Here is a 26,715-nt window from a genome sequence, read left to right as displayed (position 1 = left end):
CCTCATCTTTGGCGTTCAACCACGCGGCATTTTCGTGTGCATCAGCCATCAGTTGGCGAAAGGTGCATTCAAAGTCGGGGTCTTCAGCCACTTAGTGCGACCCGCCTGCCGATAATGCGCGTCTCTATTTGCGAAACGCTATGTCCACTTCTTCCTGGGGCCCTTGGCCCATGCGCATGCTCAAAACCGGCCTGGTGCTGGCCGTGGTGGGGCTGCTGTTTTTGGGTGCGGCCACCGCGTATTTCTCTACGCAGCTGCCCGATACCTCCTCGCTTTCCAACTACCAACCCAAGCAGCCCCTGCGGGTGCTCACGGCGGATGGGGTGGAGGTGGCCGGCTTCGGCACCGAGCGCCGCGTGTACAAGCCCATAGACCAGATTCCGAAGCTGATGAAAGACAGCCTGCTGGCGGTGGAAGACGCACGCTTCTACAGCCATGGCGGGTTGGACCCGATTGGCGTGCTGCGGGCGGTAGCGTCCAACCTCACCGGTGGGCGCACCCAGGGCGCGTCCACTATCACGCAGCAGGTGGCGCGCACCTTCTTTTTGAGCCGCTCGCGCACGCTGGAGCGCAAGATCAAAGAGGCGCTGCTGGCCTACAAGATTGAGTCCCAGCTCAGCAAAGACCAGATTCTGGAGCTCTACATGAACCAGATTTATCTGGGCGCGCGGGCGTACGGTTTTGAGGCGGCGGCGCAGGCCTACTTCGGCAAAACGCTCTCCGCGCTCAGCCCGGCCGAATGCGCCATGCTGGCCGGCTTGCCGCAGAACCCTTACTTTGCCAACCCGATTCAAAACTTCGAGCGCGGCCGTGCCCGCCAGCTGGTGGCCCTGAGCCGCATGCGCTCGCAAGGCGTGATCGACGAGGCGCAGTACCAGGCCGCCAAGGCCGAAAAGCTCAATGTGCGCAAACGCAATGAGGTGGATGTGCACGCCGAATATGTGGCTGAAATGGTGCGCCAGCAGGTGTATGCCCAGTTTGGCGAGCTGAGCTACACCACCGGTCTCAATGTCACCACCACCCTGCGTGCGGCCGACCAGCAGGTGGCTTACAAGGCCCTGCGCCATACGCTGGTGGAGCACTCGCTGCGCCAGGTCTGGCGCGGCCCCGAAGGGCAAGAGAGCCTGGCTGCTGACCTCAAAGACGACGACCTGGCCGTGGCCCAGGCGCTGGCCGATTACGACGATGACGAAGACCTGCGCATTGCCATCGTCACCCGCGCCAGTGCCAAAGCGGTGAGCGTGGTGCTGGGCTCGGGCGAGGCTGTCACCGTGGACGGGGCCGGCCTGCGCCCCGCGCAATCCGGGCTGGGGGAGTCAGCCGCCGCAAAGTTGAAATTGCGCCGTGGCTCGGTGGTTCGGGTGGTGCAGCAGGGCAAGGCCTGGAGCCTGGTGCAGTGGCCCGAGGCCGAGGGGGCCTTTGTGGCCATGGACCCTGCCAATGGCGAAATCCGTGCGCTGGTGGGCGGCTTTGACTTCCACCGCAACCAGTTCAACCACGTGACCCAAGGCTGGCGCCAGCCGGGCTCCAGCTACAAGCCCTTCATCTACTCCGGCGCCATCGAGAGTGGCATGCAGCCGGAGTCGCTGGTGAATGACGCGCCCATGGAGAACGTGGGCGACTGGACGCCTGAAAACGATGACGGCAGCACCGACGGCCCCATCACCCTGCGCCGTGCGCTGGCCCGCTCCAAGAACCTGGTGTCCATCCGCCTGATGCAGCTGCTCTCGCCGGTGGGTGCCCGTGAGTGGACCAGCCGCTTCGGCTTCGATCCCGAGCGCCAGCCCGACAACCTGACCCAGGCTCTGGGCAGCGGCTCCACCAACCCGATGCAAATGGCAGGTGCCTATGCAGTGCTGGCCAATGGCGGCTACCGGGTGAATCCGGTGCTGATTCAAAAGATTGCCCGCGCCAGTGGCGAAGTCGTGTTTGAAGTCAAGCCCCAGGTGCTGGACGAGACAGTGCGCACTGTGCCGCAGCGCAACACCTTCATGGTGTCCAGCCTGTTGCAGGAAGTGACCCGCAGCGGCACCGCCGCCAAAGCCCAGGCCACTCTCAAGCGCCCGGACCTGTATGGCAAAACCGGCACCACCAACGACGTGGTGGACGCCTGGTTCGCCGGCTACCAGCCCGGCGTGGTGGCGGTGGTGTGGGTGGGGCATGACACGCCGCGCAGCCTGGGCTCGCGGGCGTCTGGCTCCGCTCTAGCCTTGCCCGCGTGGATCGACTACATGGCCGTGGCCTTGAAAAACGTGCCGGTGCAGGAGGTGCAACCCCCTGCCGGCGTCGTGCGCGTGGGCAATGATTGGCGCTATGCCGAATGGGGCGAGGGCGGTTTTCTGGAGAGCATTGGTGTGGATGGTCAGGCCATCTCGCCCGCGTTGGCGGTCAAGCCCAATCCGCCAGCGCCAGAAGGCGCCAACCCGGCGCCCGCACCCGCCGTGGCGAACTAGCGCGTACCCACAGCCACTTTGCCGAACACGCTCTGCGCCTCGCGCGGCAGGCAGCGCCAGTACACCGGGTTGCCCTCCACCTGGCCGCCCAGTGCCGCAGCGGCGTGCCACCCCCAGCGGGGGTTGTAGAGGAAGGCGCGGGCTAGGGCGATCAGGTCGGCATCGCTCGCTTGCAAAATGGCTTCGGCCTGTTGGGGCTCGGTGATCAGGCCCACCGCTGTGGTGACCATGCCAGCGGCCTCGCGGATGCGCTTTGCAAACGGCACTTGGTAGTTGGCACCCAATGCAATTTTTTGCTGGGGTGACACCCCGCCGCTGGACACGTGGATGAAGTCACACCCCCGCGCTTTGAGCTCTTGGGCCAGCACCGCACTTTGCTCCACATCCCACGCGCCGTCCACCCAATCACTGGCGGAAAGGCGCACGCCCAGTACCCCTTGGTACGCAGCCCGCACGGCGGCGAATACCTCCAGCGGAAAGCGCATGCGGTTCTCCAGGCTGCCGCCATAGGTGTCGGTGCGCTGGTTGGCAATGGGGGACAAAAACTCATGCATCAAATAGCCATGGGCGGCGTGCAGCTCGATGGCATCCACCCCGATGCGTTCGCTGCGAATGGCTGCGTCCACAAAGGCCGCTTTGATGCGCTCCAGACCTTCCAGCGTCAGTGCGGTGGGGGGCGGCTCTTGTGGCAATTGCGGCAGGGCAGAGGGGCCCACCGGTTGCCAGCCACCCTGCTCGGGGGCCAGCAACTGCCCGCCTTGCCACGGCAGATTACTCGATGCCTTGCGCCCCGCGTGCGCCAGTTGGATGCACACCGCTGTGTGGGGTGCCAGCGCGCGGGCGCGGTGCAGCTTGTCGGCCAGGGCGGCTTCGGTGCGGTCGTCCCACAGGCCCAAGCAGCCGGGGCTGATGCGCCCTTCGGGCAGCACCCCGGTGGCTTCGATGGTGAACAGGGCCGCCCCGCTGTTGAGCAGGTTGGCCCAGTGCATCAAATGCCAATCGGTGGCCTCGCCGTTCACCGCCTGGTATTGGCACATGGGTGCCACCACGATACGGTTGGGTAAAACGAGTCCGCCGCGGGGCGAAGGCAGTGTGGTGGGCGAGAAGAGTTGGCTCATGCATAAAAGCATAGTCCATGGGTCAAATTCCGTGCAGTACCGGCGTGTAACGCCCCCAAAGCGCGCACCGGTAAAATCGACGCAGTTTCACCCTTCTCACCGTTTCTCAACCTACTCTTGGAGCAGCCCTCAATGGCCCCCACCCCCAACACCAAAGACATGGCAAATGCCATCCGCGCACTGTCCATGGACGCTGTGCAACAAGCCAATTCCGGCCACCCCGGCGCCCCCATGGGCATGGCCGACATGGCCGTGGCATTGTGGGGCGAGCACCTGCGCCACAACCCCACCAACCCTAACTGGGCCAACCGCGACCGCTTCATCCTGTCCAACGGCCACGGCTCCATGCTGATCTATGCATTGCTGCACCTGACCGGCTATAAGTTGCCTATCACCGAGCTGAAGAACTTCCGCCAGCTGCACAGCAAGACTGCCGGCCACCCCGAATTCGGCATCACCCCCGGCGTGGAAACCACCACCGGCCCCTTGGGCCAGGGCATCACCAATGCCGTGGGCTTTGCCTTGGCGGAGAAGCTGTTGGCCAAAGAATTCAACCGCAAGGTTGGTGACGTAGACCATGCCATCGTGGACCACCACACCTACGTGTTTATGGGTGACGGCTGCCTGATGGAAGGCATCAGCCACGAAGCTGCCGCACTGGCCGGCGCCTGGAAGCTGGGCAAGCTGATCGCCCTGTACGACGACAACGGTATCTCCATCGACGGCCAGGTCGCTCCCTGGTTCATCGACAACACCGCCCAGCGTTTTGTGGCCTACGGCTGGAACGTGATTGGCCCCGTGGATGGCCACGACGCTGCTGCTGTCTCTGCCGCCATTGCACAAGCCAAGGCCGGCACCGACAACCGCCCCACCCTGATCATCAGCAAGACCCACATCGGCAAGGGCAGCCCCAACCGCGCCAACACCTCCAAGGCCCACGGCGAGCCTTTGGGCGCTGAAGAAATCAAGCTCACCCGTGAAGCCATCGGCTGGAGCCACGCACCCTTCGTGATCCCCAAAGAAGTCTATGCAGACTGGGACGCCAAGGAAAAAGGCAAGGCCGCTGAAACTGCCTGGAACGACAAGTTCGCCGCCTACAAAGCCGCCTTCCCCGAGCTGGCCAAAGAGTTCGTGCGCCGCATGAAGGGCGACCTGCCCAAGTCGTTTGTGCAGACCGCGGTGGACACCGTGATCGCTGCCCACCAGAAGGGCGAAACTGTGGCCAGCCGCAAGGCCAGCCAGTTGGCGCTGGAGTCCTTCACCGCAGCCCTGCCCGAAATGCTGGGTGGCTCTGCCGACTTGACCGGCTCCAACTTGACCAACACCAAGAGCACGCCCAATCTGCGTTTTGACGCATTGACTGGCGACGTGGTGACCAACGAAGCCGGCCAAGGCGGCCGCCACATCAACTACGGCGTGCGCGAGTTCGGCATGGCTGCCATCATGAACGGCGTGGCCTTGCACGGTGGTTTCATCCCCTACGGCGGCACCTTCCTGACCTTCAGCGACTACAGCCGCAACGCCATCCGTATGGCTGCGCTGATGAAGCTGCGCGTGGTGCATGTGTTCACCCACGACTCCATCGGTCTGGGCGAAGACGGCCCCACCCACCAGTCCATTGAGCACGCTGCTAGCCTGCGCCTGATCCCCAACCTGGATGTCTGGCGCCCCGCCGACACGGCTGAAACTGCCGTGGCGTGGACTGTTGCTTTGCAAAACAAGGCCAAGCCCACAGCGCTGCTTTTGAGCCGCCAGAACATTGCTTACGCCGCCAAGTGCGACTCCGTTGCCGCCCCTGATGCCTCCGGCATCGACTCCATCAGCAAGGGCGCCTATGTGTTGTCCGAGCCATCGGATGTGGGTATCAAGAAGAAGACCCAGGCCGTGATCATTGCCACCGGTTCCGAAGTGCAACTGGCGATTGCTGCGCAAAAGGTGCTGGCCGAGCGCAAGATTGCCGTGCGCGTGGTCTCCATGCCCTCCACCACCACCTTCGACCTGCAAAGCACCGAGTACAAAGCCAGCGTGTTGCCGGCCGGTGTGCCCCGCATTGCGGTGGAAATGGGCTCCACCAGCGGCTGGTGGAAGTACGGCACGGCTGCCGTGGTGGGCTTGGACACCTACGGTGAATCCGCCCCTGCGCCCGTGTTGTTCAAACACTTCGGCTTCACGCCTGAAAACGTGGCCGACACCGTGCAGGCTGCACTCACCCGCAAGGCCTGAACATCATCTGGTTTTTTGGTTCGACAGTTTTTTAATCAAGAGAGACGCATATGACAATCAAGATTGGTATCAACGGTTTTGGCCGCATCGGCCGCATGGTGTTCCGCGCTGCGGTGCAAAACTTCAACGACATCGAAATCGTCGGCATCAACGACCTGCTGGAGCCTGACTACCTGGCGTACATGCTGCAATACGACAGCGTGCACGGCCGCTTCAAGGGCGAAGTCAAGGTCGACGGTGGCAACATCATCGTCAACGGCAAGAAGATCCGTTTGACCCAAGAGCGTGACCCTGCGAACCTGAAGTGGGCTGACGTGGGCGCCGACATCGTGGTCGAGTCCACCGGCCTGTTCCTGACCAAGGAAACTGCCCAGAAGCACATCGACGCGGGTGCCAAGAAGGTCATCCTGTCGGCTCCCTCCAAAGACGACACCCCCATGTTTGTCTATGGCGTGAATGACAAGACCTATGCGGGTCAAGCCATCATCTCCAACGCATCGTGCACCACCAACTGCCTGGCTCCCTTGGCCAAGGTGATCAACGACAAGTTCGGTATCAAGCGCGGCCTGATGACCACCGTGCACGCTGCCACCGCTACGCAAAAGACCGTGGACGGCCCTTCCAACAAAGACTGGCGCGGTGGACGCGGCATTCTGGAAAACATCATTCCTTCCAGCACTGGCGCTGCCAAGGCCGTGGGCGTGGTGATTCCTGAGCTGAACAAGAAGCTCACCGGCATGGCCTTCCGCGTGCCTACCAGCGATGTGTCGGTGGTCGACTTGACCGTCGAGCTGAACACTTCCGCCACCATTGCCGAAATCAACGCCGAGTTGAAGGCGCAATCCGAAGGCGCTTTGAAGGGCGTGTTGGGTTACACCGAAGACAAGGTCGTGGCGACCGACTTCCGTGGCGACAGCCGCACCTCCATCTACGACGCAGAAGCTTCTATCGCTTTGGACGGCACCTTCGTCAAGCTGGTGAGCTGGTACGACAACGAATGGGGCTACTCCAACAAGGTGTTGGAAATGGCTCGCGTGGTGGCCAAATAAAGTTCACCCCCGTGGCGGTTTTGCCGCCTTCCCCCTTGCAGGGGGCGCTACCTGCAGCCCGGCGGAGCCGGTTCTGCGGTAGCCTTGATGGGAACTCCCCCTCATAAAAAACGCGCCTTCGGGCGCGTTTTTTTATGAGCTTGTGGCGGGCGTTTTAGCCACACTCTGCGCGCAGCGCCTGCAGGTCCAGTAACTCAATGCTGCCGCGCTGCACGTGCAGTACACCTCGGTTTTTGAGCTCACCGAGGATCTGGTTGGTGGTCTGGCGGGAGACGCCGATCATCAAGGCCAGTTGCTCCTGGGTCACGGCCAGCACACGCAGGCTGCGGTCGTTGCCGGTGGCCTGGCCATAGCCTTGGGCCATGGTGAGCAGCCGGCGGGCCAGGCGCTGGGGCGCGGGCAGCACAGTTTGCTCCTCCATGCTGACAAAGGCCAGGCGCAGCTTGTCGGCCATCAGCACCGCCAGGTTGCGCCAGTGGGCCGGGTGGGCGTGGAGCCAGGCCAGCAACGCCTCGTGGGGGATGTGCAGCAGCGTGCTGGGCTCTGCGGCATGCGCGTTGTGGGTGCGCGCTGAGCCGTCGAACACCGATATTTCACCAAACCACTGCGGGGGCGAGAGCAGCACCAGCACGGCTTCGCGCGCAGCCTCGCCGCCGCCGCTGTGGCCGGAAATGCGGATCGCACCGCGCACCAGCGCATACAGCCCGCAGGGCGGGTCGTCCCGCAAAAACAGCATCTCCCCGGCATGCAGGTTGCGCAGTTGGGCCATGGCCAGCAAGCCCTCGGTGAAATCGGATGGCTGTTGCGCGAACCAGCGGCCGGTACGCAGCAGTTGCAAATGGCTGGTGATGTCAGGCATGGGCGGGGACTAGGGCTTTCACTAGGTGGGCGGGTTTGTGTCGGCTTCTTGACAGACGGCAAGCATAGCGGCGCCCATCATGCGCCCACAACTACGGAGACCACCATGAAAACCCTCACCGACCATCTGACCCAGTACGCGGCCTACCACCAGGACAGCCGCAACGTGGCCACGCATTTTGTGGGCATCCCTATGATTGTGCTGGCCGTCACCATTCTGCTGTCGCGGCCGCAGTGGCCGGTGGGCGCGTTGCTGCTCAGCCCTGCGGTGCTGGCTGCATTGGCATCCACCTGGTTTTATGCGCGGCTGGATGCCCGCTTCGGCATCGTTATGGCCATGTTGCTGGCGGCCTCCTTGGCGGCCAGCCAATGGTTTGCCGCACAGAGCACCAGCGTCTGGCTGGGGTGGGGTATCGGCTTGTTTGTGGTGGGCTGGGCGTTCCAGTTTGTGGGCCATTACTTCGAGGGCAAGAAGCCCGCGTTTGTGGATGACCTGATCGGCCTGCTGGTGGGCCCGCTGTTTTTGGTGGCGGAAGTTGCCTTCCATCTCCAGCTGCGGACCGAGGTGCGGGATGAGGTGCAGCGCCGTCTGGGCGCTGGCCATGCGGCCCACGGTCACGCGGCTTAAAAAGAAGGCCCATGCCACCCCCCGGAAGCATGGGCCCCTTCAAACTACACTGACCACTTGGTTGCGCCGTGCATCGCATGCAGTGCAGCTGACAGGTAGTGTGCGCACAGTCTGCTCCGGGGGGAACGAAGGTGTCTGCACATCGAAATGACATAAACGAGGAAGGGCGTTGCACGCGCCCCAGGATGTGATGCAAACCGGTGTTCTCTATGCGGCTCTGGCCTACCTGGCTTGGGGCCTTTTTCCTTTGTATTTCAAGCAGTTGTCCGCCATTCCTGCGCTGGAGGTGGTGATGCACCGCACCGTCTGGTGCATGGTCTTGCTCTTGGCCGTGCTGGCGGTGCGCCGCCAGTGGGCCTGGCTGGGCGCGGTGTGGCGCACGCCCAGGGTCATGGGGGCGTTTGCCCTGTCGGCCGTGCTACTGGGGGTGAACTGGCTGGTTTACGTTTGGGCGGTACAAAACGGCCATGTGCTAGATGCCAGCCTGGGCTACTTCATCCTGCCGCTGGTCAATGTGGGGCTGGGCTTTGTGTTTTTGCGGGAGCGCCCGCGCCCCGGGCAGTGGCTCGCTGTGGCGGTAGCCGCAGCCGGCGTGCTCTGGTTGGCGTTGCTGTCGGGCCATGTGCCGTGGGTGGCCCTGGTGCTGGCAATTACTTTCGGGTTTTATGGCCTGTTGCGCAAGGTGGGTGCCCTGGGGGCGTTGGAAGGCCTGACGCTGGAAACGCTGGTGCTCGCCCCGCTGGCCGGTTGCATGCTGGGGTGGTGGGCCTGGCACGGGCAAGGCGCTCTGGTGCAAGGCAGCGCGGCTGATGTGGGCTGGTTGTTGCTGGCCGGGCCCTTGACGGCGGTGCCCTTGCTGCTGTTTGCTGCCGGTGCGCGGCGTGTGTCCATGGCCACCATGGGCATCTTGCAATACATCTCGCCCAGCCTGCAGTTGCTGATCGGGGTGTGGCTGTATGGCGAGCCGTTTGCCTCGGCCCGCGCCGTGGGCTTTTGCCTGATCTGGGCGGCGCTGGTGGTGTACAGCCTGGAGGGCTGGTGGTTCAGCCGCCAGGGTACAGCCCGCGTGGCCGCTCAATAACCTTCGCGGTAGGCGGCCCGCCATTGCCGGCGGATGTGTTCGGTGAGCGGGCTTTCCAGCCCCAGCAAGGCGGCGCTTTCCAGCAGCACGGCAATCACCTTGGGCTCGGGGGAAAAGTGCAGGGCTTGCAGCGAGGCTGCGTATAGCGCCTCGGCTGTTTCCGGGGTGACCGGCGTGGTGGTGACGTAGGCAAACTGCACCTCGCGCCGGAAGATCACGGAGTCTTTCACCTTGTCCCAGGTGTCATCCCGCCAGGTAGCCGCCCGATGAGCCGGGGGAATATAGAGCTGGCTGATGCGCCAATAGTCCCAGCTGGTGTAAGCCGTGGCCACCATCAGCAGGCCGGCCACACCGCCTGCCAGCACCGGCAAGCCGGCCCAGTGCAGCAGCCTGCGGCCATAGAGCACCCCCAGGGCCAGCACGGTGGCCACTTGAAACGGGCCATACCAGAGCGGGTACTCCAGCAGGCTGTGCACGCCAATCACCATGAGCACGCCCCAGGCCCACTGGCGTGTGGCGCTGGGCTCGCGCCAGGGTCGTGCACGCACGGTGAGCGCTATGGCCAGACCGCACCATCCGATGGCGATGGGAACGCCCAGCTCCACCGCCAGGTGCAGGGGCAGGTTGTGCGCGTTGTCCAGGATGTCGCTGAAGCGCTCGCCCGCATACGGGTGGATGAAGTGGGCAAACTTGAGCTCACCCCACCCCCAACCCAGCCAGGGCTTCTGGCGAATCAACTCCAGCACATTGGCCCAGAGCACGGTACGGCTCTCGCTGCCACTGGTTTCGCGGAAGCGGTCCAGCGCGCTGGAGGGTGCCACGCCGGTGTAGAGCTGCAGCAGCAGGGGCAGCACCAGATTGGCCGCCAAGTAAAGCCCCAGCGCCAGCACGCTCCAGCGCAGCACGGCGCGCTGGGCCTGCTGGTCCCACAGCAGGGCCATGCCCGCAATCACCACCCACTGCAACACACCGGTGCGTGAGCTGCTGGTGGCGTTGCCCAGGGCCAGGAGCAGCAGCGCGGCGGCAATCAGCAGCTGGTGCAGCCATGGCGCGTGTTGCAGCCCGCCCTGCGCCGGCCACTGGGCCATGAACAGCAGGCTGAGCAAGCCCATGGAGGTGAGCGAGGCAAACTGGTTGCGCTGGCGCAGGTTGGCAAAGGCAGTGCCCGTGTCGGTGCAGGTGATCCAGTCGGCCAGCGCGCCGTCTACCGCGCCGAAGTATTGAACCAGGGCCATGGCGCAGCTCAGCAGTGCCGCCGCCAGCCAGGCCGCCGCCACGGTGCGGGCCAGCGTGTGCAGCGAACTGAAGCGTGCCCCTAAGGCCCAGCACAGCAAAAATGCCGCGCTGCAACCCGCCGTGACCAGGCGTTGCAGCATGTCCGGGTTGGGGCCCCAGCTGAAGGGGTGCACCCACGGGAAGGCCACGCACAGCGCCAGCAGCATGGCGATGCCCCGGGACGCAACGGCTTTGTCCGTGGTGTGCATGTCAGGCTTTGTTGAACAGCGGGTGCAGTGTGCTGTGCTTGCCGTCAAACACCTCGTGGCCTTCGTCGATCTGCACCGTAATACCCAGGGGTTTGCGGGCCAGCACATCGGCCAGATAGCTGCCCACGGTAGCCTTGAGTGCCTCGCCCACCTGCTGGTGCACCACCGCACTGCGGCCTTGGGCCATGCGCAGGTTCATGTACAGAAAGCCGTAGTCGCCCTTTCCGTCAGCCACTGCACTGTGCGCGGCCGGGTAGGCCAGCACCCGCGTGCCTCCGGTGGGGAAGACTTGTTTGCCGCTCTCATCGCGCTGGGCGAGCAGGGTGTCGCACAGGCTGCGGCACAGGCCGGAGATGTCGGCTTCGCGGTCCAGGTTGGCGGTGTACAGAATGACCAGATGTGGCATGGCGCCCCTTTTTATGCGTCAAATCGGGCTCTGGCGCACATGGAATATGCGCAAGCAGCTATCAAAATCATAGTGTATGAAATGACGGCGATTCACCGGACGCGGCCAGCGCCTGCAGCGCCAGATGGGCCGGTGTGTCCAGGTGCGGGGGCAGCTGGTGCTTGGCTTGCAGGTAGTGGTGGGTGTAGACGTCCAGCCAGGCTTCCAGAGCCTGCGCGGCACGGTGCTCGCCCGCCAGCTCCAAGCAGAGCGCGCCCACTTCGCTGGTGCAGAAGTGGTCTTCGCGGCGCGAGCGGCGCAAGCGGTAGCGCGAGATTTGCTCCGGCTGCAGGCTCAGCACCGGAAAGCGGTCGAGGTAGGGGCTTTTGCGGAACATCTTGCGGGCTTCCGGCCAGGTGGCGTCCAGCAGGATAAATAGGGGCCTTTTGCCGGCGGGCATTTCTGTAGCGGCAGGCAGCGTGTTCACCACCCGACCGGGGGTCACAAACTCGCCAGGGAACACCACATAAGGTTGCCACTGCGGGTCGGCCAGCAGGGTGAGCAGGGCGGGGTCTACCTCCGTGCGGGCCCAGCCGAAGGCCCAGGTGTCGGGCACCACATCGGCAATCAGCCAGCCGGTGTTGCTGGGCTTGAGGGGTTCAATATCCGCCATCAGCAGGCACACGCCGGCGTTCACCGGCAGCTGCGGGCGCAGGGCGCAAATGCAGTGGGCGGGGTTGATGCGGCAGCCCGGGCAGCGCTCGCCCTTCATGCCGCCACGCGCCAGAAAAGGCTTGCTGCTGCGGGCCAGTCGCGCTGCGCGTAACTGCGACACCGCATGGGGTGCAGCGGGAACCGGCTTGCTCATGTCAAAGCCCCACGTGGATGGCGTGGTCCTTGGCAAACTTCGCCGCCTGCTGGCTCAACGCGCCCAAGCAAACATACCTCGCGTTGTCCGCGCCCATGGCCTCTTTCTGCGCCACCAACGCTTCCAGCGCCTCCAGGCCATGCACCGCGGCCTTATAGCGCTTGGCGGCCACGAGCGTTACTTTCCCGGCGTTTTCCAAACGGAAATCGGCAGCACTGGCAGTGCCGGAGGCCGATGCGCCTTTTACCGGCAAACGCGTCACCTCATAGCCCTGCGCGACAAACTTGGCCTCCAACTCCTGGGAAAAATCCCGCCAGGACAGACCCGCAATCCTCGCCATGTCCGCTTCAACCGCCGCTGCGGAGGGCTTGTTCCACTGCCTTCGGAGTGCCACCCCGCCGGTCACCACAAACGGGAACGCCCCGATGACGCCAAACACCACCACATCTTTGGGCAACAGCGCCACTGAGATGGCGCAGATCACCGCTACCAGCACAAAGCTGTACCACCACGGATTGCGCAACAGAATCGCAAACAGCGAATTGGGGGCCATCTTGAATTTCATCGACGTATCTCTTCAGGGTTGGAAAGGGGTGGCAGCCCCTGCCATGCGCAGGCGCCGTGCAGCGTCTTCGGCGCGGGCGTCGTCAATCTCGCGCAGCACGGCTTGCATATCCACATCGGCATGGGCGCGCTCGTAGTGGCCGGTCAGCGGGCTGTCGTTGTCCAGCAGGCCGCTCTGGTACAGGCTCCAGATCTCGGGGCCGAAATCGGTTTTCAGCAGCGCGGGTGCAAACTGCCCAAAAAAGTCGCGCAGGTTGGCCACATCGCGCATCAGCATGCGCTGGGCGTGGTTGTTGCCGGCCGCGTCCACGGCTTGCGGCAGGTCGATGATGACCGGTTCGTCCCGCCCCGGTGCCCCATCCTCGCCGCTTACATGCGCCAGCAGGATGTTGAACTCCGACAAATCCCCGTGCACCACGCCCGCACACAGCATGCGCACCACCTCGCCGATCAGCGTGGCGTGGTGTTGCAGCGCTTGCGCTTCGGTGAAGGCCACATCGTTCAGGCGGGGCGCGGCGTCGCCGTCTGCGTCGGTGACCAGCTCCATCAAGAGCACACCATCGTGAAAGTTCATGGGCTGCGGCACGCGCACGCCGGCCGCGGCCAGGCGGTACAGCGCGTCGACCTCGGCGCTTTGCCAGGCGGCCTCTTGCTCCTGCCGGCCGAACTTGCTGCCCTTGGCCATGGCGCGGGCTGAGCGCGAGTTTTTGACCTTGCGGTTCTCGGTGTAGTCCACCGCCTGGCGGAAGCTGCGGTTATTGGCTTCTTTGTAGATCTTGGCGCACAACGTGTGCTCGCCTGCGCGCACCACAAACACCATGGCCTCTTTGCCGCTCATGAGCTGGCGCACCACGGTGTCGATCAGGCCCTCTTCCACCAGCGACTGCAGTCTGGGCGGCGCCTTCATACGGGGGTGGCCCCCTGCGTGACCCGCACCTTAGCGGCGGGGCAGTGACCAGCCTGCCCGCTGGTTGGATTTGTTGTTTTCGTAATCCCAGATGGATGCGCAGCGGGCGCAGCGGTAGCGGGTGATGGTGACCGAATGGCCGTTGCGGTCTTCCTTGCGGTTATCGCCCTGCACCAGCTCGGCATGGCCGGGGGCGCGGCGCCAATCGCGCTGGATGCCGCGGCAGGGTTCGCACAAAGCGGCTTCGCGCGCTTCGGCGGCGATTTTGTAGTTGTCAGACATGAGGGGTTTCTTCGGCGGCGCCGTGGGTGGGGGAAGGGCGTGATTGTCGCAGCCCCTTCAAGGGCTGCAAAACGGGTGGCTGCGCATGGTGCCCGCACGATGAATGTAATTTGCTCCGCGCGGAGCAAATAGCCTGTGCTATGCTGCGCCCATGTTGTGCCATTTCTGCCCCTCTTCACCCCGTGCCCCGGCGCGCGGAGCAGGCGTGCGCAACTCGATTACCACCATTAGCACCACGGCCACCTGAGTCGTGCAGGTGGCCGTTCCGGCTGCCACCTGGTGTTTTCTCCGCAGAAGAACCCGGCCCCGGCAGCAGGGCCCGCAACTGTTCCGGAGACAACCATGTACCAAGATCACCTCAACCGTTCCGCTGGCAGCCCTGTCAGCACTGCGCCGCTGGCCGCGCCGGCCCCTTTGCGCGTGGGCCTTCTGGGGCTGGGCACCGTGGGCGGCGGCACCTTGGCGGTGTTGCTGCGCAATGCAGAGCTGATTGCCGCGCGCGCCGGCCGCCGCATCGAGGTGCGCAGGGTCGCTGTGCGCCACCTGCCCCGCGCTGCCGCCACGCTGGCGCGCTTGGCTGGCGAGTCGGCCAGCCAGCAGGTGCAGCTCACCGACGACCCGCAAGCCCTCATCAGCAGCCCCGACGTGGATGTGGTGGTCGAGGTCATGGGTGGCACCACCCTGGCCCGCACGCTGGTGCTGCAGGCGATTGCCAATGGCAAACACGTGGTCACCGCCAACAAGGCCTTGCTGGCCGAGCACGGTAGCGAAATCTTTGCGGCCGCCCAAGCTCGCGGGGTGGTGGTGGCCTATGAGGGTGCGGTGGCGGTGAGCATCCCCATCATCAAGGCGCTGCGCGAGGGGCTCACGGCCAACCGCGTGGAGTGGGTGGCCGGCATCATCAACGGCACCACCAACTTCATCCTCTCTGCCATGCGCGAGCGCGGCCTGAGCTTTGCCGCCGCCTTGGTAGAAGCGCAAGCCTTGGGCTACGCCGAGGCCGACCCCGCCTTTGACGTGCAAGGCACCGACGCCGCCCACAAGCTCACCCTGCTGGCCGCCAACGCGTTTGGTGTACCCCCGCAGTTTGCCGATGTGCAGGCGCAAGGCATTACCGCGCTGGACGCGGCCGACGTGGCCTTTGCCGAGCGCTGGGGTTACCGCGTGAAGCTGCTGGGCATTGCCAAGCGCATGGGCGGCGCGCTGGAGCTGCGCGTGCACCCCACGCTGCTGCCGGCCGACCACCTGCTGGCCCAGGTGCACGGCAGCATGAACGCCGTCATGGTCAAGAGCGATGCGGCGGGCATCACGCTGTACTACGGCGCTGGTGCGGGGGCTGAGCAAACCGGCTCCGCTGTGATCGCCGATTTGGTGGACCTGGCCCGCAGCGCCAGCCTGCCACCGGTGCAACGTGTGCCCGCGCTCGGTTTTCAAAGCGGTGCGGTACAGGCGATGCCGGTGCTGGCTGCGGACGATGTGCAGAGCGCCTTTTATGTGCGCTTGGACCTGAGCCGCCCCGACGTCACCGCACCCCGCGTACTGCAAACACTGGCGCTGGCTGGCGTGCAGGTGCAGCGCATGGAGGTGCTCCCCCACCCGGCGGATGACGCGCAGCCTTGCCTGGTGCTGCTCATCCAGCCCTTAGCGCTGCGCGACTTGCGACCTGCGTTGCAGGCGGTCGAGGCCTGGCCGGAGGTGCTGGGCTTTGCCAGTGTGCTGCGGATGGAAAGCTTGAATTGATCTGCGATAGCTACTGTGTAAAAATACAGTATTTCTTGGCGTCATTCAACACACAGGCCTCTTGCAAGGAGATGGTATGAAAATCTTGCCGACTGATTTCGATGGCCAATCCATCCGCCGCGTCTATGACGAAGCGACCGAGACATGGTGGTTTTCGGTGGTGGATGTGGTGCAGGTGCTGACGCAGCAAACCGACTATCAAACTGCCCGTAAATACTGGAACAAACTCAAAGAGCGCTTAGGCAAAGAAGGCAGCGAGTCGGTGACAAATTGTCACCGACTGAAATTACCGGCTGCGGATGGCAAAAACTACCTCACCGACGTCGCAACCGCCCAAACCTTGTTGCGGTTGGTGCAATCTGTTCCCAGTCCGAAAGCCGAACCGATCAAGCTCTGGCTCGCCAAAGTGGGCTACGAGCGCATGCAGGAGATGGCAGACCCCGCACTGTCGTTAAACCGTGCCCGCCAAACCTGGCAGCAACATGGTCGCAGCGACAAATGGATTGCCCAGCGCATGACCGGGCAAGAGACCCGTAACAAGCTCACTGATTACTGGCGCGAGCACGACATCAAGGCGGGGCAAGAGTTCGCCATCCTCACCAACATCATCCACTCCGAGTGGAGCGGCGTGACCGTCAAGGAGCACAAGGCCGTCAAAGGCCTGAGCAGCCACAACTTGCGTGATCACATGATCGAGGCCGAGCTCATCTTCACGGCATTGGCAGAGCTGTCCACCCGCCAGATTGCCGAAACCATGAATGCCACCGGCATGCCGGAAAACACGCAAGCTGCCCAAGCTGGTGGCGGTATTGCCAAGCAAGCACGCCAGCAGTTGGAGGGCAAAACCGGCAAGCCGGTGGTGTCAGGCCACAACTACCTGGCACCCGCATCCGTCAAGAAGCTGAAGACTCCGAAGCCGTAGCCAGCCCATCCACCCGCCCCTGCACCGACTGCAGCACCCGGTTCAACTGGGCGCTGTCGTCGGGGCTCAGGTGCGCCATCAGGTCGTGGGCGACCTGGGCTTCCAGCGCGGTAAACCAGGCGCACCGGGCTTCGCCGTCCGGGGTGAGGTACAGGCGCCAAACGCGGCGGTCGCGCTCGTCGGTGCTGCGGGTGAGCAGGCCGTGGTCTTCCAGGTCGCGAATCAGGCGGGCCATCTGGCCCTTGTCGCGGCCCAGTGCCTGCACCAGCACCTGCTGCGGCGCCCCGGGCTGCTGCTGGCACAGGCACAGCGCGTGCATGTGCAAAGGCCCCAGTCCCGCTACTGCTTGGTCTTGCATGCGGGTTTTGAGCAACTGCTGCGCCCGGCCGGCAATCGTCATCAGGGCGACAAAGCCGCTCACCACAGAAGCGTCTGCCGGGTTGGACGGGGGGGGTGAGGGCTGCATGGCGTATTTGGTTGACTTAATCAACTATAAGTTCTAGAATGTTGATATTGTCAACCAACTGCTCTCTTCATGTCCATCTCCGCCTTCCGCAAAATTCCGCCTCCCCTGTTCATCCTGCCCACCGTGGCCTTGCTGCTCAGCGCTTTCATGACCTGGGCGAATGCCCAGCCCGGTACCCCGTTTCTGGCCACTTGGGCGCGCAACTTTGCAACCAGCGTGGTCTTTTTGCCGCTCATCCTGTTGTGCCTTGCGCAGGTAGAAAAGCTGCTCGCCGTGTGGGCGCCCAAGCTGCAAGGCAATCGGCTCAAGCTCGCCGTGTCCCTGCTGGGTGCCTTGTTGATTGAGAGCTTGCTGGCCGCTGCCATCTCCACCTTGAACAACCCCTTGGACGCCACTTGGCCTGCGTTTTGGTGGCGCGCGTTCAGCCGTTCGCTGCCGGTGGGCTTGCTGATCGGCTTGTTCATGGGCTTTTATATGAAGCCCAAAATGGACCAGATGAAGCGGGCTCGCATCGCCCGCGCCGCTACCGCCTAACAGCGCAAAACCCCCACGCTGCCCTCGGCTGCGCGGTATGCCCACAATACCGCGCAACACATCACCACTGAGGAGCACCGCATGGGAAGCATCGTTACCTTTAACCGCCCGGATGGCAAAGCCGTGCAGGGCTACCTGGCCGAGCCGGCCATTGCCAATGCACCGGCCATCGTCGTCATCCAGGAATGGTGGGGTCTGAATGACCAGATCAAGGGCGTGGCCGACCGCCTGGCCACTGCCGGCTTTCAGGCGCTGGTGCCCGACCTGTACCGCGGCAAAGCCACGGTGGAAGAGGAGGAAGCCCACCACCTCATGACCGGCTTGGACTTTGGCGACGCTGCGGGGCAAGACATTCGCGGTGCCGTGCAGTTCCTCAAGGCCCGTGCGCCCAAGGTCGGCCTCACCGGTTTTTGCATGGGCGGCGCGCTGACCCTGTTGGCCGCTGGCTCCCCCGAGCTGGACGCCGCTGTGGTCTGGTACGGCTGCCCGCCGCTGGACTACATCGACGCCAGCAACATCAAGATCCCCCTGCAAGGCCACTGGGCCACGCAAGACCAGTTCTTCAAGATTGAGACGGTGGACGGCCTAGAAGCCAAGCTCACCGCGGCGGGTGTGGACTACGAGTTCCACCGCTACCTGGCCCACCACGCCTTTGCGAACGAAACCGCGGTTGGTACCGGCCGCCTGGCCGCCACGCAGTACGACCCCGTGTGGGCCCAGCAGGCGTGGGACCGCACCTTGCGTTTCTTCGGCAAGCACCTCGGCTAAGCGCGCGCCCGCTTCACCACACCGGCCAGCGTGGCCACCAGCGCAGGCATCTGCTCCACCTGCACCTGCGCGTAGCCCAGCAAAAAGCCCCGCCACGGCTGCACCCGCTGGCCCACGGCTTGGGTGCTGAGTGCGGGGGCCACGATGCCCAGTGCGCGCAGCTGCTGGCTCATGGCCGCATCGTCGGCATGCGGGTCGCGCAGGCGCAGCGCGAGGTGAATGCCGGCCGAGCCCCCGTGCACCGCGGCCACATCGCCCAGCTGTTGCTCCAGCGCCGCCACCAGGGCATCGCGCCGCTGGCGGTAGAGCCGGCGCATGCGACGCAGGTGCAGGCTGAACTGTCCGCTCTGCATGAACTCGGCCAGCGCCAGCTGGTCGGCTGCCCGCCCGCGCGGCGCGGTGCGCGAGAGCATGGCACTCAAAGGCGCCACCCATACCGCCGGCACCACCACAAAGCCCAGCCGCAGTGCCGGAAACATGGTCTTGCTGAACGTGCCTAGGTAGAGCACCGGCGCATCCGCCTCCAGGCCTTGCATGCACGAGAGCGGCGGCCCGTCGTGGCGGAACTCGCTGTCGTAATCGTCTTCAATGATCAGGGCCTGCGCCGCGCGCGCGTGGGCGATCAGGTCCAGCCGCCGTGGCAGGCTCAGCACGCTGCCGGTGGGGTACTGGTGCGAGGGCGTCACGTAAATCAGCTTCGGCGGGTGGCGCTGCCAGTCGGCGGCGGTGGGGGCCATGCCCTCGTCATCCACCACCATGCCCACGGGTTTGAGTTGCGCTGCCTTGAAGGCGGCCAGCGCGCCCTGGTAGCCGGGGCTCTCGATCCACACCTTGTCGCCTGCATCGGCGAAGGCCTGTGCGCACAAGGCCAGGCTGCCTTGGGTGCCATCGGTGATGAAGACCTGGCTGGCCTCCAGGCGGGCGCCGCGGGCCACGCGTAGGTGGTTGGCAATGGCCTCGCGCAGGGCGGGCTCGCCGTGGTGCGGCGCGTAGTTGAGCTGCTCGGTGCGCAGGCTGCGCCAGGCGCGGTCCAGCAGGCGGCGCCACAGCGTTACTGGAAACTCCTTGAGCGCCGGCACGCCGGGCGCAAAGGCGGCCGGGGTCTCGGGTGCATCGCGGGTGGGCACGCTTTGGGCGCGGCGCGACAGGCTTGCGCGCAGGGGCGAGTGGCCCGGAGCGGCCGGCGGGGCCACGCGTGCAGCCAGCCCGGCCACCACCGTGCCGCGCTGGCCGGGCTGCACAAAGCCCTCGGTGCTGAGCTGGTCGTAGGCATACAGCACCGTGTTGCGCGACACACCCAGCTCTTGCGCCAGCGTGCGCGTGGCAGGCAGCCGGGCGCCGGCACTCAGCGTGCCATTGCGAATGGCGCTGCGCAAACACTCATGCAGCTGCCGCTGCCGCGACCAGGGGGCATGCGCCGGCAGCGCCGCAAAGCGGGAGAACAACAGTTGGTAGTCCACACAAACCCTCAAAACAATGGCACTAAAAAATAGTGCATGGGTGGATCTTAATTTAGAGCCACAAAAAACCTACATTGCGGCCATTCCAACCACTGTGCTGCCATGACTGCTACCCCCAAGCCCGCAACCGCCGCAACCGCCGCAACCGCCTCTAAGGCGCCCACCGACCGCACGCGTATCCGCCGCATTGCCGAGAACGCCGACTACCAACGCGACACCCTGCACGCCGTGCTGGACGCCGCCTATGTGTGCCACGTGGCGTTTGTGGACGACAAGGGCACCCACTGCATTCCCACCGCCTGCTGGCGCGAGGGCGAGCACCTCTACATCCACGGCTCCAACGGCGGGCGGCTCATCAAGCTGCTGGCCAAGGGCACGCAGGCCTGTGTGACGGTGACGCACATCGACGGCCTGGTGCTCGCGCGCTCGGCGTTTCACCACTCCATGAACTACCGCTCGGCCATGGTCTACGGCCAGTTTGAAAAGGTGGACGACAAAGCCGCCGCGCTGGACGCCTTCATGCGCCACTTGGCCCCCGGGCGCGAGCAGCAGGCCCGCCCCGGCAGCAGCAAAGAGCTGGCTGCCACCACGGTGATGCGCATCAGCCTGGCTGAGGCCGCCTGCAAAGTGCGCAGCGGCGGCCCCAACGACGACACGGACGACCTGCACCTGCCCGTGTGGGCCGGCGTGCTGCCCCTGGCCAGCCTGCGCTTGGCGCCGGTGCCCGATGCGCTATGCAGCGTGCCCGCGCCGGACTACGTGCAAAACTGGGCCAATTAGTGCTCTGGCGCGCATGGAACGTGCGCCAGCAGCTATCAAAACCGTAGCGCTCACGCCTTAGGCTTGCGGTACAGCGCGCAGAGCTTGTTGCCGTCCGGGTCGCGCAGGTAGGCCAGGTACAGCGGGCCGGAGGGGCCCTCGCGCCAGCCGGGCGGGTTTTCGCAGGTGGTGCCGCCATGGGCCAGGCCGGCTGCGTGGAAGGCATCGGCCTGCTCCGGCGACGCCATTGAAAAGCCGGTGGTGCTGCCGTTGCCGTGGGTGGCCGGCTCGCCGTTGATGGGCGTGGTGATGCCAAACAGGCCCGTGGGGCTGCGGTAAAAGTAGCGCCCCGCTTCGCCGTTGTGGTTGTAGGCGCCGGGCTTCATGCCCAGTGTGCCAAGCACGGCGTCGTAAAACGCGCGCGAGGTTTCAAGGTTGTTAACTCCAAGGATGACGTGGCTGAACATGATTGCGCTCCTTTAGGTCACGCCATGGGCGTGCACAGCTCTACCAAAAAACCGTTGATATCGGCCACATAGGCAATTGTCTGGCCCCAGGGCATTACCTCGAGCGGGCGCATGGGGGTGGCTCCGGCAGCCACGGCGCGCTCCAGTGCGTCGGCCACATCGGGCGTGCACAGCGCAATCTCAAAGCAGGGTGCGGTGGGGCTGGCGGCCTGCGAGTTCTTGCCCAGCTGCTTCATAGAAAGTGAGCGTGGCCGGTACGTCGGGCACGTAGAGGATGGTGTAGCCGAGTTGCATGGCAAGGTTTCCTTTCGGGTTCATGGGCACACAATGCTGCACCCGCCCCATTTTTACCCCGAGAGTTCACCATGAAACAAGCACTTGTCGCGCTGCTGCTCAGCAGCCTTGCACTCACCGCCAGCGCCGAGACTGTTGGCACCGTCAGCACCACCTTCAAACTGCTCAGCCCCAACGACAAGGTGGTAGTCGATGTGTTTGACGACCCGGCGGTCAACGGCGTGGCTTGCTACCTGTCGCACGCCAAAACCGGGGGCTACGCCGGTGCGCTGGGCTTGGCCGAAGACACGTCTGACGCCGCAGTGGCCTGCCGCCAGGTGGGCCCCATCAGCTTCAAAGAGAAGATCGACAAGCAAGACGAAGTGTTCAAGGCCAGCGCCTCCTTCCTCTTCAAGCATGTGCGCGTGGTGCGCATGGTGGACGTGAAGCGCAACACCCTCGTCTACTTGGTGTACTCCGACAAGATCATCGATGGCAGCCCCAAAAACAGCGTGACCGCCGTGCCGGTGCCGGCGGAGTTGCCCATTCCGGTGAAGTAATAGTTATAAAAATCTATTCATATAGAGTGTTAAGTGATTGATTAAAAATAAGATTTATAAAAATAAATCTATTCATATAATCATTCATGCCCACTGCCCCGGACCTCTCTGCCAGCATCTTGCAAGCCCTGCGCCGTCAGGGCGGGGCGCTCAGCAGTGCCGAGCTGCAAGCGGCGCTAGGGGTGAGCCAGCCCACCGTCTCGCGCGCGCTGGCCCCGCTCATTCAGGCGGGCGAGGTGCAAAAAGTGGGTGCCGCCCGCAAGCAGCGTTATGTGCTCCCGCGCACCGTGCGCGACGTGGGGCGCAGTGTGCCCATCATGCGCATCAACGCACAGGGCCAGCCCGGCCCGTTCGGGCGCATGGTGCCGCTGGCCAGCGGCGCGGTGTGGGTGGATGAAGAAGACGGCCTCTCCAAGCGCTTCGACGGCCTGCCCTGGTTTCTGGACGACATGCGCCCCCAGGGCTTCATGGGCCGCACCTTTGCCAGCACCCACCCTGAGCTGCAGCTGGGCAACGACCCCCGCTTCTGGAGCGACGACGACGTGCTGCGCGCTCTGGCCCTGTGTGGCGACGACCTGCCCGGCAACCTGGTGGTGGGCGAGGCCGCGTTTGCCCGCTTTCACAGCTTGCCCCAGCGCGCCAGCCGCGTGGCGTCATCCGTGGACTACCCGGCCTTGGCCGACGCGGCCATGCAAGGCAGTATGGGCGGCTCATCCGCCGGTGGCGAGCAGCCCAAGTTCTGCACGATCGTGGGTGAAGGGGGTGCCGCCCGGCACGTGCTGGTCAAGTTCTCGCCCGCAGGCGACGCCCCCACCGACCAGCGCACCCGCGACCTGCTGGTCTGCGAACACCTGGCCCTGCAAACCTTGGCCAGCGCGGGCATTGCCGCCGCCGCCAGCCGCATCAGCACCGGCGCGGGCCGCGTGTTTCTGGAGGTGGAGCGGTTTGACCGCACGCCCATCAACGCCGCCAATCCGCAGGGGCTGGGGCGCATCGGCATGGTGTCGCTCATGGTGTACGACGCCGAGTACGTAGGTGCCATGGACAACTGGGCCGCCACCGCCAACCGCATGCAAGAGCGCGGCTTGCTGCGACCGGCCGATGCGCGCACCCTGCGCCTACTGGAGGCCTTCGGCGAGCTGATTGCCAACACCGACCGCCACTACGGCAACATCTCCTTGTTGCTCGATGGCGACGATTGGGCCTTGGCCCCCGCCTACGACATGCTGCCCATGCTCTACGCCCCCGTGGGCGGCGAGCTGGTGCCTCGCAACTTTGCCGACCGCCCCCTGCATCCCACCGCCGCCACCCTGCCCGAGTGGCCGCAGGCCCTCGCCCTGGCCCGCAGCTTCTGGGAGGCGGCAAGTGCGGATGTGCGTATCTCCACCGGCTTCAGGCAAATAGCTGTGGAAAATCTAAGTCATATCAGCCGCTAGCGCTTATGGAAATTGCGCAAGCAGCTATCAAAACATGAGCAACAAGGTTCACCACACATTCGAATCACCCGCACAACTCCACGCGTGGCTGCAGGCCAACCACGCCAGTGAGCCCGAGCTGTGGGTGCGCATCTACAAGAAGGGCGCCGGCCTGCCCAGCGTGACGTGGGGCGACTGTGTGGTCGCCGCCCTCGCCTGGGGTTGGATCGACGGCGTGCGCAACGCGCTGGACGACACCGCGTTTCTGCAGCGCATGACGCCGCGCCGCGCGCGCTCCAGCTGGTCGCAAAAGAACGTGCAGCACGCCGAGCGCCTGATTGCACAGGGGTTGATGCAAGCCCCCGGCCTGGCGCAGGTAGAGGCCGCCCGCGCCGACGGCCGCTGGGCCAGTGCCTACGCCGGTAGCGCCACCATGGAGATACCCGAAGACTTCTTGGCGGCGCTGCAGCAAGACCCAGCTGCCCTGGCCTTCTACGGCACGCTCAAGCGCCAGCAACTGTTCACCATCTACTACCGGCTCACCAGCGCCAAGCGGCCGGAGACGCGGCAGAAGCGGATGGCGGAGATATTGGCAAAGCTGGGGCGGGGCGAGAGTCTGTGACCGTGTGCGGGGCCATGCGCCTCAAAAAATGAGGCGTATTTTCAGCAATGCGGCTGAGTCTTGCGGTGAATAGCCCTATTATTTGCCGCATTTAATGCGGTGAATGAGGCGCATAATCGCCGCATGCACCCCCACAAGTTCCAACCCCGTCGCACTTATATCTGGCAGCGTCCCGACTGGCCGCAGTGGCGGTTTGACGCGGCTGCGCTGGCCGCGCCGCTAGCGCAGGTGCACCGCGCGCAGGGCCACCTGGCGGGGCGCATGGCTGAGCTGGGGCTGGCGCAACGCGACCAGGCCACGCTGCAAGCCCTCACCCAAGAAGTCATCACCACCAGCGCCATCGAAGGCGAGGCGCTCAACCTGGACGCCGTGCGCTCGTCGATTGCCCGTAGGCTGGGGGTGGACATCGGTGCGCTGGCGCCCGCCGACCGACATGTAGATGGCGTGGTGGACATGGTGCTAGACGCCACCCAGCAGCACGCCCAGCCGCTTACGGCCGAGCGCCTGTTTGGCTGGCATGCGGCGCTGTTCCCCACCGGCTACAGCGGCCGGGTGCGCATCCAGGTGGGTGCGTGGCGTAACGATGCCGCAGGCCCTATGCAAGTGGTGTCAGGCCCCGTGGGCCGCGAAAAGGTGCACTTTGAGGCCCCGCCCGCCAATGCACTGCCCGCAGAGACGGCTGCCTTCTTGCAATGGTTCAACGCCGCCCCTGCGGGCGACGCACTTATCCACGCTGGCCTGGCCCACCTGTGGCTTGTTACCCTGTACCCGTTTGACGACGGCAATGGCCGGATCAGCCGTGCTGTGGGCGACATGGCGCTGGCGCGCGCCGAAGGTACGGCACAGCGCTTCTACAGCCTCAGTGCCCAGATACAGCGCGAGCGCAAACAGTATTACGACCAGCTGGAAGCCACCCAACGCGGCACGCTGGATGTCACGCCGTGGCTGGATTGGTTTTTGGCCTGTCTGCTGCGGGCCGTGCAGGGCGCCGATGGCTTGCTGGGCGGTGTGCTTGACAAAGCCCAGTTCTGGCAGCGCTGGGCGGGCACGCCCATGAACGCGCGGCAAACGCTGGTGTTGAACAAAGTGCTAGACGGCATGGAGGGCAAGCTCACCAACGCCAAGTGGGCGGCCATTGGCAAATGCTCTGCAGACACAGCGCTGCGCGACATCAACGACATGCTGGCGCGCGGTGTGCTGGCCAGGCTGGAGGGCGGGGGGCGCAGTACGGCGTATATATTGGCCAAATAGGGCCATAGCGCTTGTGGGATAAGCGCAAACAGCTATAAAAAACAGAGCAATTCACCGCGCGAATCAAAATTTAGGAACCCAAGCTCAATCAGCGCCAGGCCCCTGCAACTCCGCAAACTTGGCCGCCATCGTGGGGTTGCCGCGGGTGAGCTTTTTGATCGTCAGATCGTCGGCCTTGTCGTTGGCCAGGCGAAGGTTGTTGGCGGACTTGTGCAGCGCTTCCTTGGTTTTCTCCAGGTCCTTGATGGCTTCGTCAATGCGCTTCACGGCTTCTTCAAAGCCCTCAGAGGCCAGGCGCCAGTTGCGGCCGAATGCTGTTTTGAATTCGTCCAGCTGCGTCTCAAACTTGGTGATGTCCACGTTCTGCGAGCGCACCATCGCCAGCTCGGACTTGTACTTCAACGAGTTGAGCGCCGCATTGCGCAAGAGCGTGATCAGCGGCACAAAGAACTGCGGCCGCACCACATACATCTTGGGGTAGCGGTGCGACACATCCACGATGCCGCTGTTGTACAGCTCGCTCTCCGGCTCCAGCAGGGACACCAGCACCGCGTACTCGCACGCCTTCTCGGTGCGGTCCTTGTCCAGCTCTCTCAGAAAGTCTTCGTTCCGCTTCTTGGTGGCGGTTTCGTCGCTCTCGTTTTTCATCTCGAACATGATGGAAACGACCTCGGTGCCGTGCTCGTCCGCCTCACGAAAAATGTAGTCGCCCTTGCTACCGGTGCGCGCGTCGTTGTCTTTTTCAAAATGCGCGCGCTGAAAGGCCGCCGCACGAATGCGGTTGAACTCAATCTCGCAGTGCTGCTCCAGCGTCTCGCCCACCATCTTGGTGGATAGCCGCGCCTTCATGTCGCGCAGGCGCTCAATCTCGCCTTCGCGGTCGCGCAACTGCAAGGCGAATTGCTCCTTGATGGCTTTCTCTTCCAGCTGGTTTTTGACGGTGATGAGGCTGAGGTCGCTCCTCAAGGCATCGCGCTCCTGGGCCACCACGCCCACGGCTTGGTTCACGGCCTCTGTCACCGCCAATTGGCGCGCCACATCGCTGGCCGCCAGCTTGGCTTGCAGCGCCTGAATCTCGGCGTCCTTTTTGGCGGCCTCCGCCTGCAGCGCGTGGGCCAGCTTGGCCTCGGCCAACTGGGCTGCGGCTTGCTGCGCGTTGCGGGCCTTTTCCAATTCGTTCTTCAGCTCGTTGGCCAGCGCATCGCGCTCTTTGCTCACGGTGCCCAAGGCCTCGGTGACCGCCAGCTTGCGCGCCACCTCGCCCGCGTCCAGCTGGGCCTTCAGCGCCTGAATCTCGGTGTCTTTGGTAGCCGCAGCCTTTTGCAGCGCATTGGTCACCTCGGCCTTAGCCAAGGCAATCGCGTCGCGCTTTTCGCGCTCGGCCAATTCGAGGCGCTCGTGCAAAGCTTGCTCAAACTCGCCATCGCGCACCTGCTTGAGGATGTCGGCATACCCCGCCTCGTCGATCTTGAAGGCTTTGCTGCAGTGGGGGCAGATGATTTCGTGCATGGGGAGTGGATGTTTATCGATTGAATAGGGCTGTAGCCCTTGTGGAGTGTGCGTAAGCAGCTACCAAAA

At 64.4% G+C, this 26,715-nt stretch carries 27 protein-coding genes; 14 read left to right on the top strand and 13 right to left on the bottom strand.

The window, feature by feature from the left end:
- Positions 1-140: 140 nt before the first annotated feature.
- On the top strand, positions 141-2,453 hold the full coding sequence (locus FDM28_RS03205; protein WP_138512964.1) for a penicillin-binding protein 1A: 2,313 nt from the start codon (positions 141-143) through the stop codon (positions 2,451-2,453).
- Here FDM28_RS03205 and FDM28_RS03200 read toward each other — a convergent pair.
- Positions 2,450-3,571: an NADH:flavin oxidoreductase/NADH oxidase gene (locus FDM28_RS03200; RefSeq protein WP_138512962.1), complete on the bottom strand. Its 1,122-nt coding sequence runs from the start codon at positions 3,569-3,571 to the stop codon at positions 2,450-2,452. The two genes, FDM28_RS03205 and FDM28_RS03200, sit on opposite strands and share 4 nt — an antisense overlap.
- A 132-nt stretch (positions 3,572-3,703) precedes the next feature.
- On the opposite strand from FDM28_RS03200, the gene tkt reads away from it, so the two are divergent.
- Positions 3,704-5,794, top strand: coding sequence for a transketolase (gene tkt, locus FDM28_RS03195; protein WP_138512959.1), 2,091 nt, complete (start codon positions 3,704-3,706; stop codon positions 5,792-5,794).
- A 50-nt stretch (positions 5,795-5,844) separates the two neighbouring features.
- Positions 5,845-6,843 carry a type I glyceraldehyde-3-phosphate dehydrogenase gene (gap, locus tag FDM28_RS03190; RefSeq protein WP_138512957.1) on the top strand — a complete coding sequence of 333 codons (999 nt, stop codon included), beginning with the start codon at positions 5,845-5,847 and terminating at the stop codon, positions 6,841-6,843.
- A 154-nt stretch (positions 6,844-6,997) separates the two neighbouring features.
- Here gap and FDM28_RS03185 read toward each other — a convergent pair whose 3' ends face one another.
- Positions 6,998-7,702 (bottom strand): Crp/Fnr family transcriptional regulator, encoded by a 705-nt coding sequence (locus FDM28_RS03185; RefSeq protein ID WP_138512955.1) that lies wholly within the window; start codon positions 7,700-7,702, stop codon positions 6,998-7,000.
- A gap of 105 nt (positions 7,703-7,807) precedes the next feature.
- Between FDM28_RS03185 and FDM28_RS03180 the strand changes: the two genes are divergently transcribed.
- Positions 7,808-8,329 (top strand): Mpo1 family 2-hydroxy fatty acid dioxygenase, encoded by a 522-nt coding sequence (locus FDM28_RS03180; protein ID WP_138512953.1) that lies wholly within the window; start codon positions 7,808-7,810, stop codon positions 8,327-8,329.
- 190 nt (positions 8,330-8,519) lie between these two features.
- On the top strand, positions 8,520-9,410 hold the full coding sequence (rarD, locus tag FDM28_RS03175; protein ID WP_138512950.1) for an EamA family transporter RarD: 891 nt from the start codon (positions 8,520-8,522) through the stop codon (positions 9,408-9,410).
- On the opposite strand, the gene FDM28_RS03170 is transcribed toward rarD, so the two are convergent.
- The 6 genes from FDM28_RS03170 to FDM28_RS03145 all read right to left on the bottom strand — a co-directional run bounded on the left by FDM28_RS03170 (position 9,404) and on the right by FDM28_RS03145 (position 13,900).
- The gene (locus FDM28_RS03170) at positions 9,404-10,894 is read right to left on the bottom strand and encodes a PglL family O-oligosaccharyltransferase (protein ID WP_240791881.1); all 1,491 of its coding nucleotides are present in this window, start codon (positions 10,892-10,894) and stop codon (positions 9,404-9,406) included. The two genes, rarD and FDM28_RS03170, sit on opposite strands and share 7 nt — an antisense overlap.
- A 1-nt stretch (position 10,895) precedes the next feature.
- The gene (locus tag FDM28_RS03165; RefSeq protein WP_138512948.1) at positions 10,896-11,300 is read right to left on the bottom strand and encodes a 5-carboxymethyl-2-hydroxymuconate Delta-isomerase; all 405 of its coding nucleotides are present in this window, start codon (positions 11,298-11,300) and stop codon (positions 10,896-10,898) included.
- A gap of 67 nt (positions 11,301-11,367) precedes the next feature.
- The gene (locus FDM28_RS03160; protein WP_138512946.1) at positions 11,368-12,147 is read right to left on the bottom strand and encodes a tRNA-uridine aminocarboxypropyltransferase; all 780 of its coding nucleotides are present in this window, start codon (positions 12,145-12,147) and stop codon (positions 11,368-11,370) included.
- A 1-nt stretch (position 12,148) separates the two neighbouring features.
- Positions 12,149-12,712 (bottom strand): restriction endonuclease, encoded by a 564-nt coding sequence (locus FDM28_RS03155; RefSeq protein WP_138512944.1) that lies wholly within the window; start codon positions 12,710-12,712, stop codon positions 12,149-12,151.
- Positions 12,713-12,724: 12 nt separating this feature from the next.
- On the bottom strand, positions 12,725-13,618 hold the full coding sequence (locus tag FDM28_RS03150) for a PA4780 family RIO1-like protein kinase (protein ID WP_138512942.1): 894 nt from the start codon (positions 13,616-13,618) through the stop codon (positions 12,725-12,727).
- A gap of 30 nt (positions 13,619-13,648) precedes the next feature.
- A complete protein-coding gene (locus FDM28_RS03145) occupies positions 13,649-13,900 on the bottom strand; it encodes a hypothetical protein (protein ID WP_138512940.1) in 252 nt (83 codons plus the stop codon).
- A 342-nt stretch (positions 13,901-14,242) separates the two neighbouring features.
- Between FDM28_RS03145 and FDM28_RS03140 the strand changes: the two genes are divergently transcribed.
- Both FDM28_RS03140 and FDM28_RS03135 read left to right on the top strand, forming a co-directional pair.
- Complete coding sequence (locus FDM28_RS03140; protein ID WP_138512938.1) at positions 14,243-15,640, top strand: homoserine dehydrogenase; 1,398 nt, start codon at positions 14,243-14,245, stop codon at positions 15,638-15,640.
- Positions 15,641-15,716: 76 nt separating this feature from the next.
- The gene (locus FDM28_RS03135) at positions 15,717-16,562 is read left to right on the top strand and encodes a BRO-N domain-containing protein (protein ID WP_138512936.1); all 846 of its coding nucleotides are present in this window, start codon (positions 15,717-15,719) and stop codon (positions 16,560-16,562) included.
- On the opposite strand, the gene FDM28_RS03130 is transcribed toward FDM28_RS03135, so the two are convergent.
- On the bottom strand, positions 16,534-17,028 hold the full coding sequence (locus FDM28_RS03130; protein ID WP_138512934.1) for a MarR family winged helix-turn-helix transcriptional regulator: 495 nt from the start codon (positions 17,026-17,028) through the stop codon (positions 16,534-16,536). The genes FDM28_RS03135 and FDM28_RS03130 overlap by 29 nt on opposite strands.
- 69 nt (positions 17,029-17,097) lie before the next feature.
- On the opposite strand from FDM28_RS03130, the gene FDM28_RS03125 reads away from it, so the two are divergent.
- A complete protein-coding gene (locus FDM28_RS03125; RefSeq protein WP_138512932.1) occupies positions 17,098-17,562 on the top strand; it encodes a DUF2798 domain-containing protein in 465 nt (154 codons plus the stop codon).
- An 81-nt stretch (positions 17,563-17,643) separates the two neighbouring features.
- Positions 17,644-18,330, top strand: a complete 687-nt coding sequence (locus FDM28_RS03120; protein WP_138512930.1) for a dienelactone hydrolase family protein — start codon at positions 17,644-17,646, stop codon at positions 18,328-18,330.
- Here FDM28_RS03120 and pdxR read toward each other — a convergent pair.
- Positions 18,327-19,790 carry a MocR-like pyridoxine biosynthesis transcription factor PdxR gene (gene pdxR / locus FDM28_RS03115; RefSeq protein WP_138512928.1) on the bottom strand — a complete coding sequence of 488 codons (1,464 nt, stop codon included), beginning with the start codon at positions 19,788-19,790 and terminating at the stop codon, positions 18,327-18,329. The two genes, FDM28_RS03120 and pdxR, sit on opposite strands and share 4 nt — an antisense overlap.
- A 102-nt stretch (positions 19,791-19,892) precedes the next feature.
- On the opposite strand from pdxR, the gene FDM28_RS03110 reads away from it, so the two are divergent.
- On the top strand, positions 19,893-20,570 hold the full coding sequence (locus tag FDM28_RS03110; RefSeq protein ID WP_138512926.1) for a pyridoxamine 5'-phosphate oxidase family protein: 678 nt from the start codon (positions 19,893-19,895) through the stop codon (positions 20,568-20,570).
- Between the two features lie 50 nt (positions 20,571-20,620).
- Here the strand turns inward: FDM28_RS03110 and FDM28_RS03105 are convergent, their stop codons facing one another.
- Positions 20,621-21,016 carry a VOC family protein gene (locus FDM28_RS03105; RefSeq protein ID WP_138512924.1) on the bottom strand — a complete coding sequence of 132 codons (396 nt, stop codon included), beginning with the start codon at positions 21,014-21,016 and terminating at the stop codon, positions 20,621-20,623.
- A 17-nt stretch (positions 21,017-21,033) separates the two neighbouring features.
- Positions 21,034-21,252 (bottom strand): VOC family protein, encoded by a 219-nt coding sequence (locus tag FDM28_RS03100; RefSeq protein ID WP_420853002.1) that lies wholly within the window; start codon positions 21,250-21,252, stop codon positions 21,034-21,036.
- 129 nt (positions 21,253-21,381) lie between these two features.
- On the opposite strand from FDM28_RS03100, the gene FDM28_RS03095 reads away from it, so the two are divergent.
- The 4 genes from FDM28_RS03095 (at position 21,382) to FDM28_RS03080 (ending at position 25,137) form a co-directional block, all read left to right on the top strand.
- Positions 21,382-21,849 (top strand): CreA family protein, encoded by a 468-nt coding sequence (locus tag FDM28_RS03095; RefSeq protein ID WP_138512922.1) that lies wholly within the window; start codon positions 21,382-21,384, stop codon positions 21,847-21,849.
- An 86-nt stretch (positions 21,850-21,935) separates the two neighbouring features.
- Positions 21,936-23,285 carry a type II toxin-antitoxin system HipA family toxin YjjJ gene (gene yjjJ, locus FDM28_RS03090; RefSeq protein WP_138512920.1) on the top strand — a complete coding sequence of 450 codons (1,350 nt, stop codon included), beginning with the start codon at positions 21,936-21,938 and terminating at the stop codon, positions 23,283-23,285.
- Positions 23,286-23,319: 34 nt separating this feature from the next.
- A complete protein-coding gene (locus tag FDM28_RS03085; protein ID WP_138512918.1) occupies positions 23,320-23,886 on the top strand; it encodes a YdeI/OmpD-associated family protein in 567 nt (188 codons plus the stop codon).
- A 123-nt stretch (positions 23,887-24,009) separates the two neighbouring features.
- Positions 24,010-25,137 (top strand): Fic family protein, encoded by a 1,128-nt coding sequence (locus FDM28_RS03080; RefSeq protein WP_138512916.1) that lies wholly within the window; start codon positions 24,010-24,012, stop codon positions 25,135-25,137.
- A gap of 84 nt (positions 25,138-25,221) precedes the next feature.
- Here the strand turns inward: FDM28_RS03080 and FDM28_RS03075 are convergent, their stop codons facing one another.
- Entirely contained in the window at positions 25,222-26,646 is a 1,425-nt protein-coding gene (locus tag FDM28_RS03075) for a DUF2130 domain-containing protein (RefSeq protein WP_138512914.1), read from the bottom strand.
- Positions 26,647-26,715 lie beyond the last annotated feature (69 nt).

This window comes from Rhodoferax bucti (genome assembly GCF_005876985.1).
Classification (GTDB): domain Bacteria; phylum Pseudomonadota; class Gammaproteobacteria; order Burkholderiales; family Burkholderiaceae_C; genus Allorhodoferax; species Allorhodoferax bucti.
The sequence above is the reverse complement of the archived record's forward strand: the minus strand, read 5'-3'. Positions and strand labels throughout refer to the sequence as shown.

What these genes read in the sequence shown, in the direction of transcription:
- FDM28_RS03205 (WP_138512964.1), top strand. Translation starts at nt 141, where the DNA reads ATGTCCACTTCTTCCTGGGGCCCTTGGCCCATGCGCATGCTCAAAACC.
- FDM28_RS03200 (WP_138512962.1), bottom strand. Translation starts at nt 3,571, where the DNA reads ATGAGCCAACTCTTCTCGCCCACCACACTGCCTTCGCCCCGCGGCGGA.
- tkt (WP_138512959.1), top strand. Translation starts at nt 3,704, where the DNA reads ATGGCCCCCACCCCCAACACCAAAGACATGGCAAATGCCATCCGCGCA.
- gap (WP_138512957.1), top strand. Translation starts at nt 5,845, where the DNA reads ATGACAATCAAGATTGGTATCAACGGTTTTGGCCGCATCGGCCGCATG.
- FDM28_RS03185 (WP_138512955.1), bottom strand. Translation starts at nt 7,702, where the DNA reads ATGCCTGACATCACCAGCCATTTGCAACTGCTGCGTACCGGCCGCTGG.
- FDM28_RS03180 (WP_138512953.1), top strand. Translation starts at nt 7,808, where the DNA reads ATGAAAACCCTCACCGACCATCTGACCCAGTACGCGGCCTACCACCAG.
- rarD (WP_138512950.1), top strand. Translation starts at nt 8,520, where the DNA reads ATGCAAACCGGTGTTCTCTATGCGGCTCTGGCCTACCTGGCTTGGGGC.
- FDM28_RS03170 (WP_240791881.1), bottom strand. Translation starts at nt 10,894, where the DNA reads ATGCACACCACGGACAAAGCCGTTGCGTCCCGGGGCATCGCCATGCTG.
- FDM28_RS03165 (WP_138512948.1), bottom strand. Translation starts at nt 11,300, where the DNA reads ATGCCACATCTGGTCATTCTGTACACCGCCAACCTGGACCGCGAAGCC.
- FDM28_RS03160 (WP_138512946.1), bottom strand. Translation starts at nt 12,147, where the DNA reads ATGAGCAAGCCGGTTCCCGCTGCACCCCATGCGGTGTCGCAGTTACGC.
- FDM28_RS03155 (WP_138512944.1), bottom strand. Translation starts at nt 12,712, where the DNA reads ATGAAATTCAAGATGGCCCCCAATTCGCTGTTTGCGATTCTGTTGCGC.
- FDM28_RS03150 (WP_138512942.1), bottom strand. Translation starts at nt 13,618, where the DNA reads ATGAAGGCGCCGCCCAGACTGCAGTCGCTGGTGGAAGAGGGCCTGATC.
- FDM28_RS03145 (WP_138512940.1), bottom strand. Translation starts at nt 13,900, where the DNA reads ATGTCTGACAACTACAAAATCGCCGCCGAAGCGCGCGAAGCCGCTTTG.
- FDM28_RS03140 (WP_138512938.1), top strand. Translation starts at nt 14,243, where the DNA reads ATGTACCAAGATCACCTCAACCGTTCCGCTGGCAGCCCTGTCAGCACT.
- FDM28_RS03135 (WP_138512936.1), top strand. Translation starts at nt 15,717, where the DNA reads ATGAAAATCTTGCCGACTGATTTCGATGGCCAATCCATCCGCCGCGTC.
- FDM28_RS03130 (WP_138512934.1), bottom strand. Translation starts at nt 17,028, where the DNA reads ATGCAGCCCTCACCCCCCCCGTCCAACCCGGCAGACGCTTCTGTGGTG.
- FDM28_RS03125 (WP_138512932.1), top strand. Translation starts at nt 17,098, where the DNA reads ATGTCCATCTCCGCCTTCCGCAAAATTCCGCCTCCCCTGTTCATCCTG.
- FDM28_RS03120 (WP_138512930.1), top strand. Translation starts at nt 17,644, where the DNA reads ATGGGAAGCATCGTTACCTTTAACCGCCCGGATGGCAAAGCCGTGCAG.
- FDM28_RS03110 (WP_138512926.1), top strand. Translation starts at nt 19,893, where the DNA reads ATGACTGCTACCCCCAAGCCCGCAACCGCCGCAACCGCCGCAACCGCC.
- FDM28_RS03105 (WP_138512924.1), bottom strand. Translation starts at nt 21,016, where the DNA reads ATGTTCAGCCACGTCATCCTTGGAGTTAACAACCTTGAAACCTCGCGC.
- FDM28_RS03100 (WP_420853002.1), bottom strand. Translation starts at nt 21,252, where the DNA reads ATGAAGCAGCTGGGCAAGAACTCGCAGGCCGCCAGCCCCACCGCACCC.
- FDM28_RS03095 (WP_138512922.1), top strand. Translation starts at nt 21,382, where the DNA reads ATGAAACAAGCACTTGTCGCGCTGCTGCTCAGCAGCCTTGCACTCACC.
- yjjJ (WP_138512920.1), top strand. Translation starts at nt 21,936, where the DNA reads ATGCCCACTGCCCCGGACCTCTCTGCCAGCATCTTGCAAGCCCTGCGC.
- FDM28_RS03085 (WP_138512918.1), top strand. Translation starts at nt 23,320, where the DNA reads ATGAGCAACAAGGTTCACCACACATTCGAATCACCCGCACAACTCCAC.
- FDM28_RS03080 (WP_138512916.1), top strand. Translation starts at nt 24,010, where the DNA reads ATGCACCCCCACAAGTTCCAACCCCGTCGCACTTATATCTGGCAGCGT.
- FDM28_RS03075 (WP_138512914.1), bottom strand. Translation starts at nt 26,646, where the DNA reads ATGCACGAAATCATCTGCCCCCACTGCAGCAAAGCCTTCAAGATCGAC.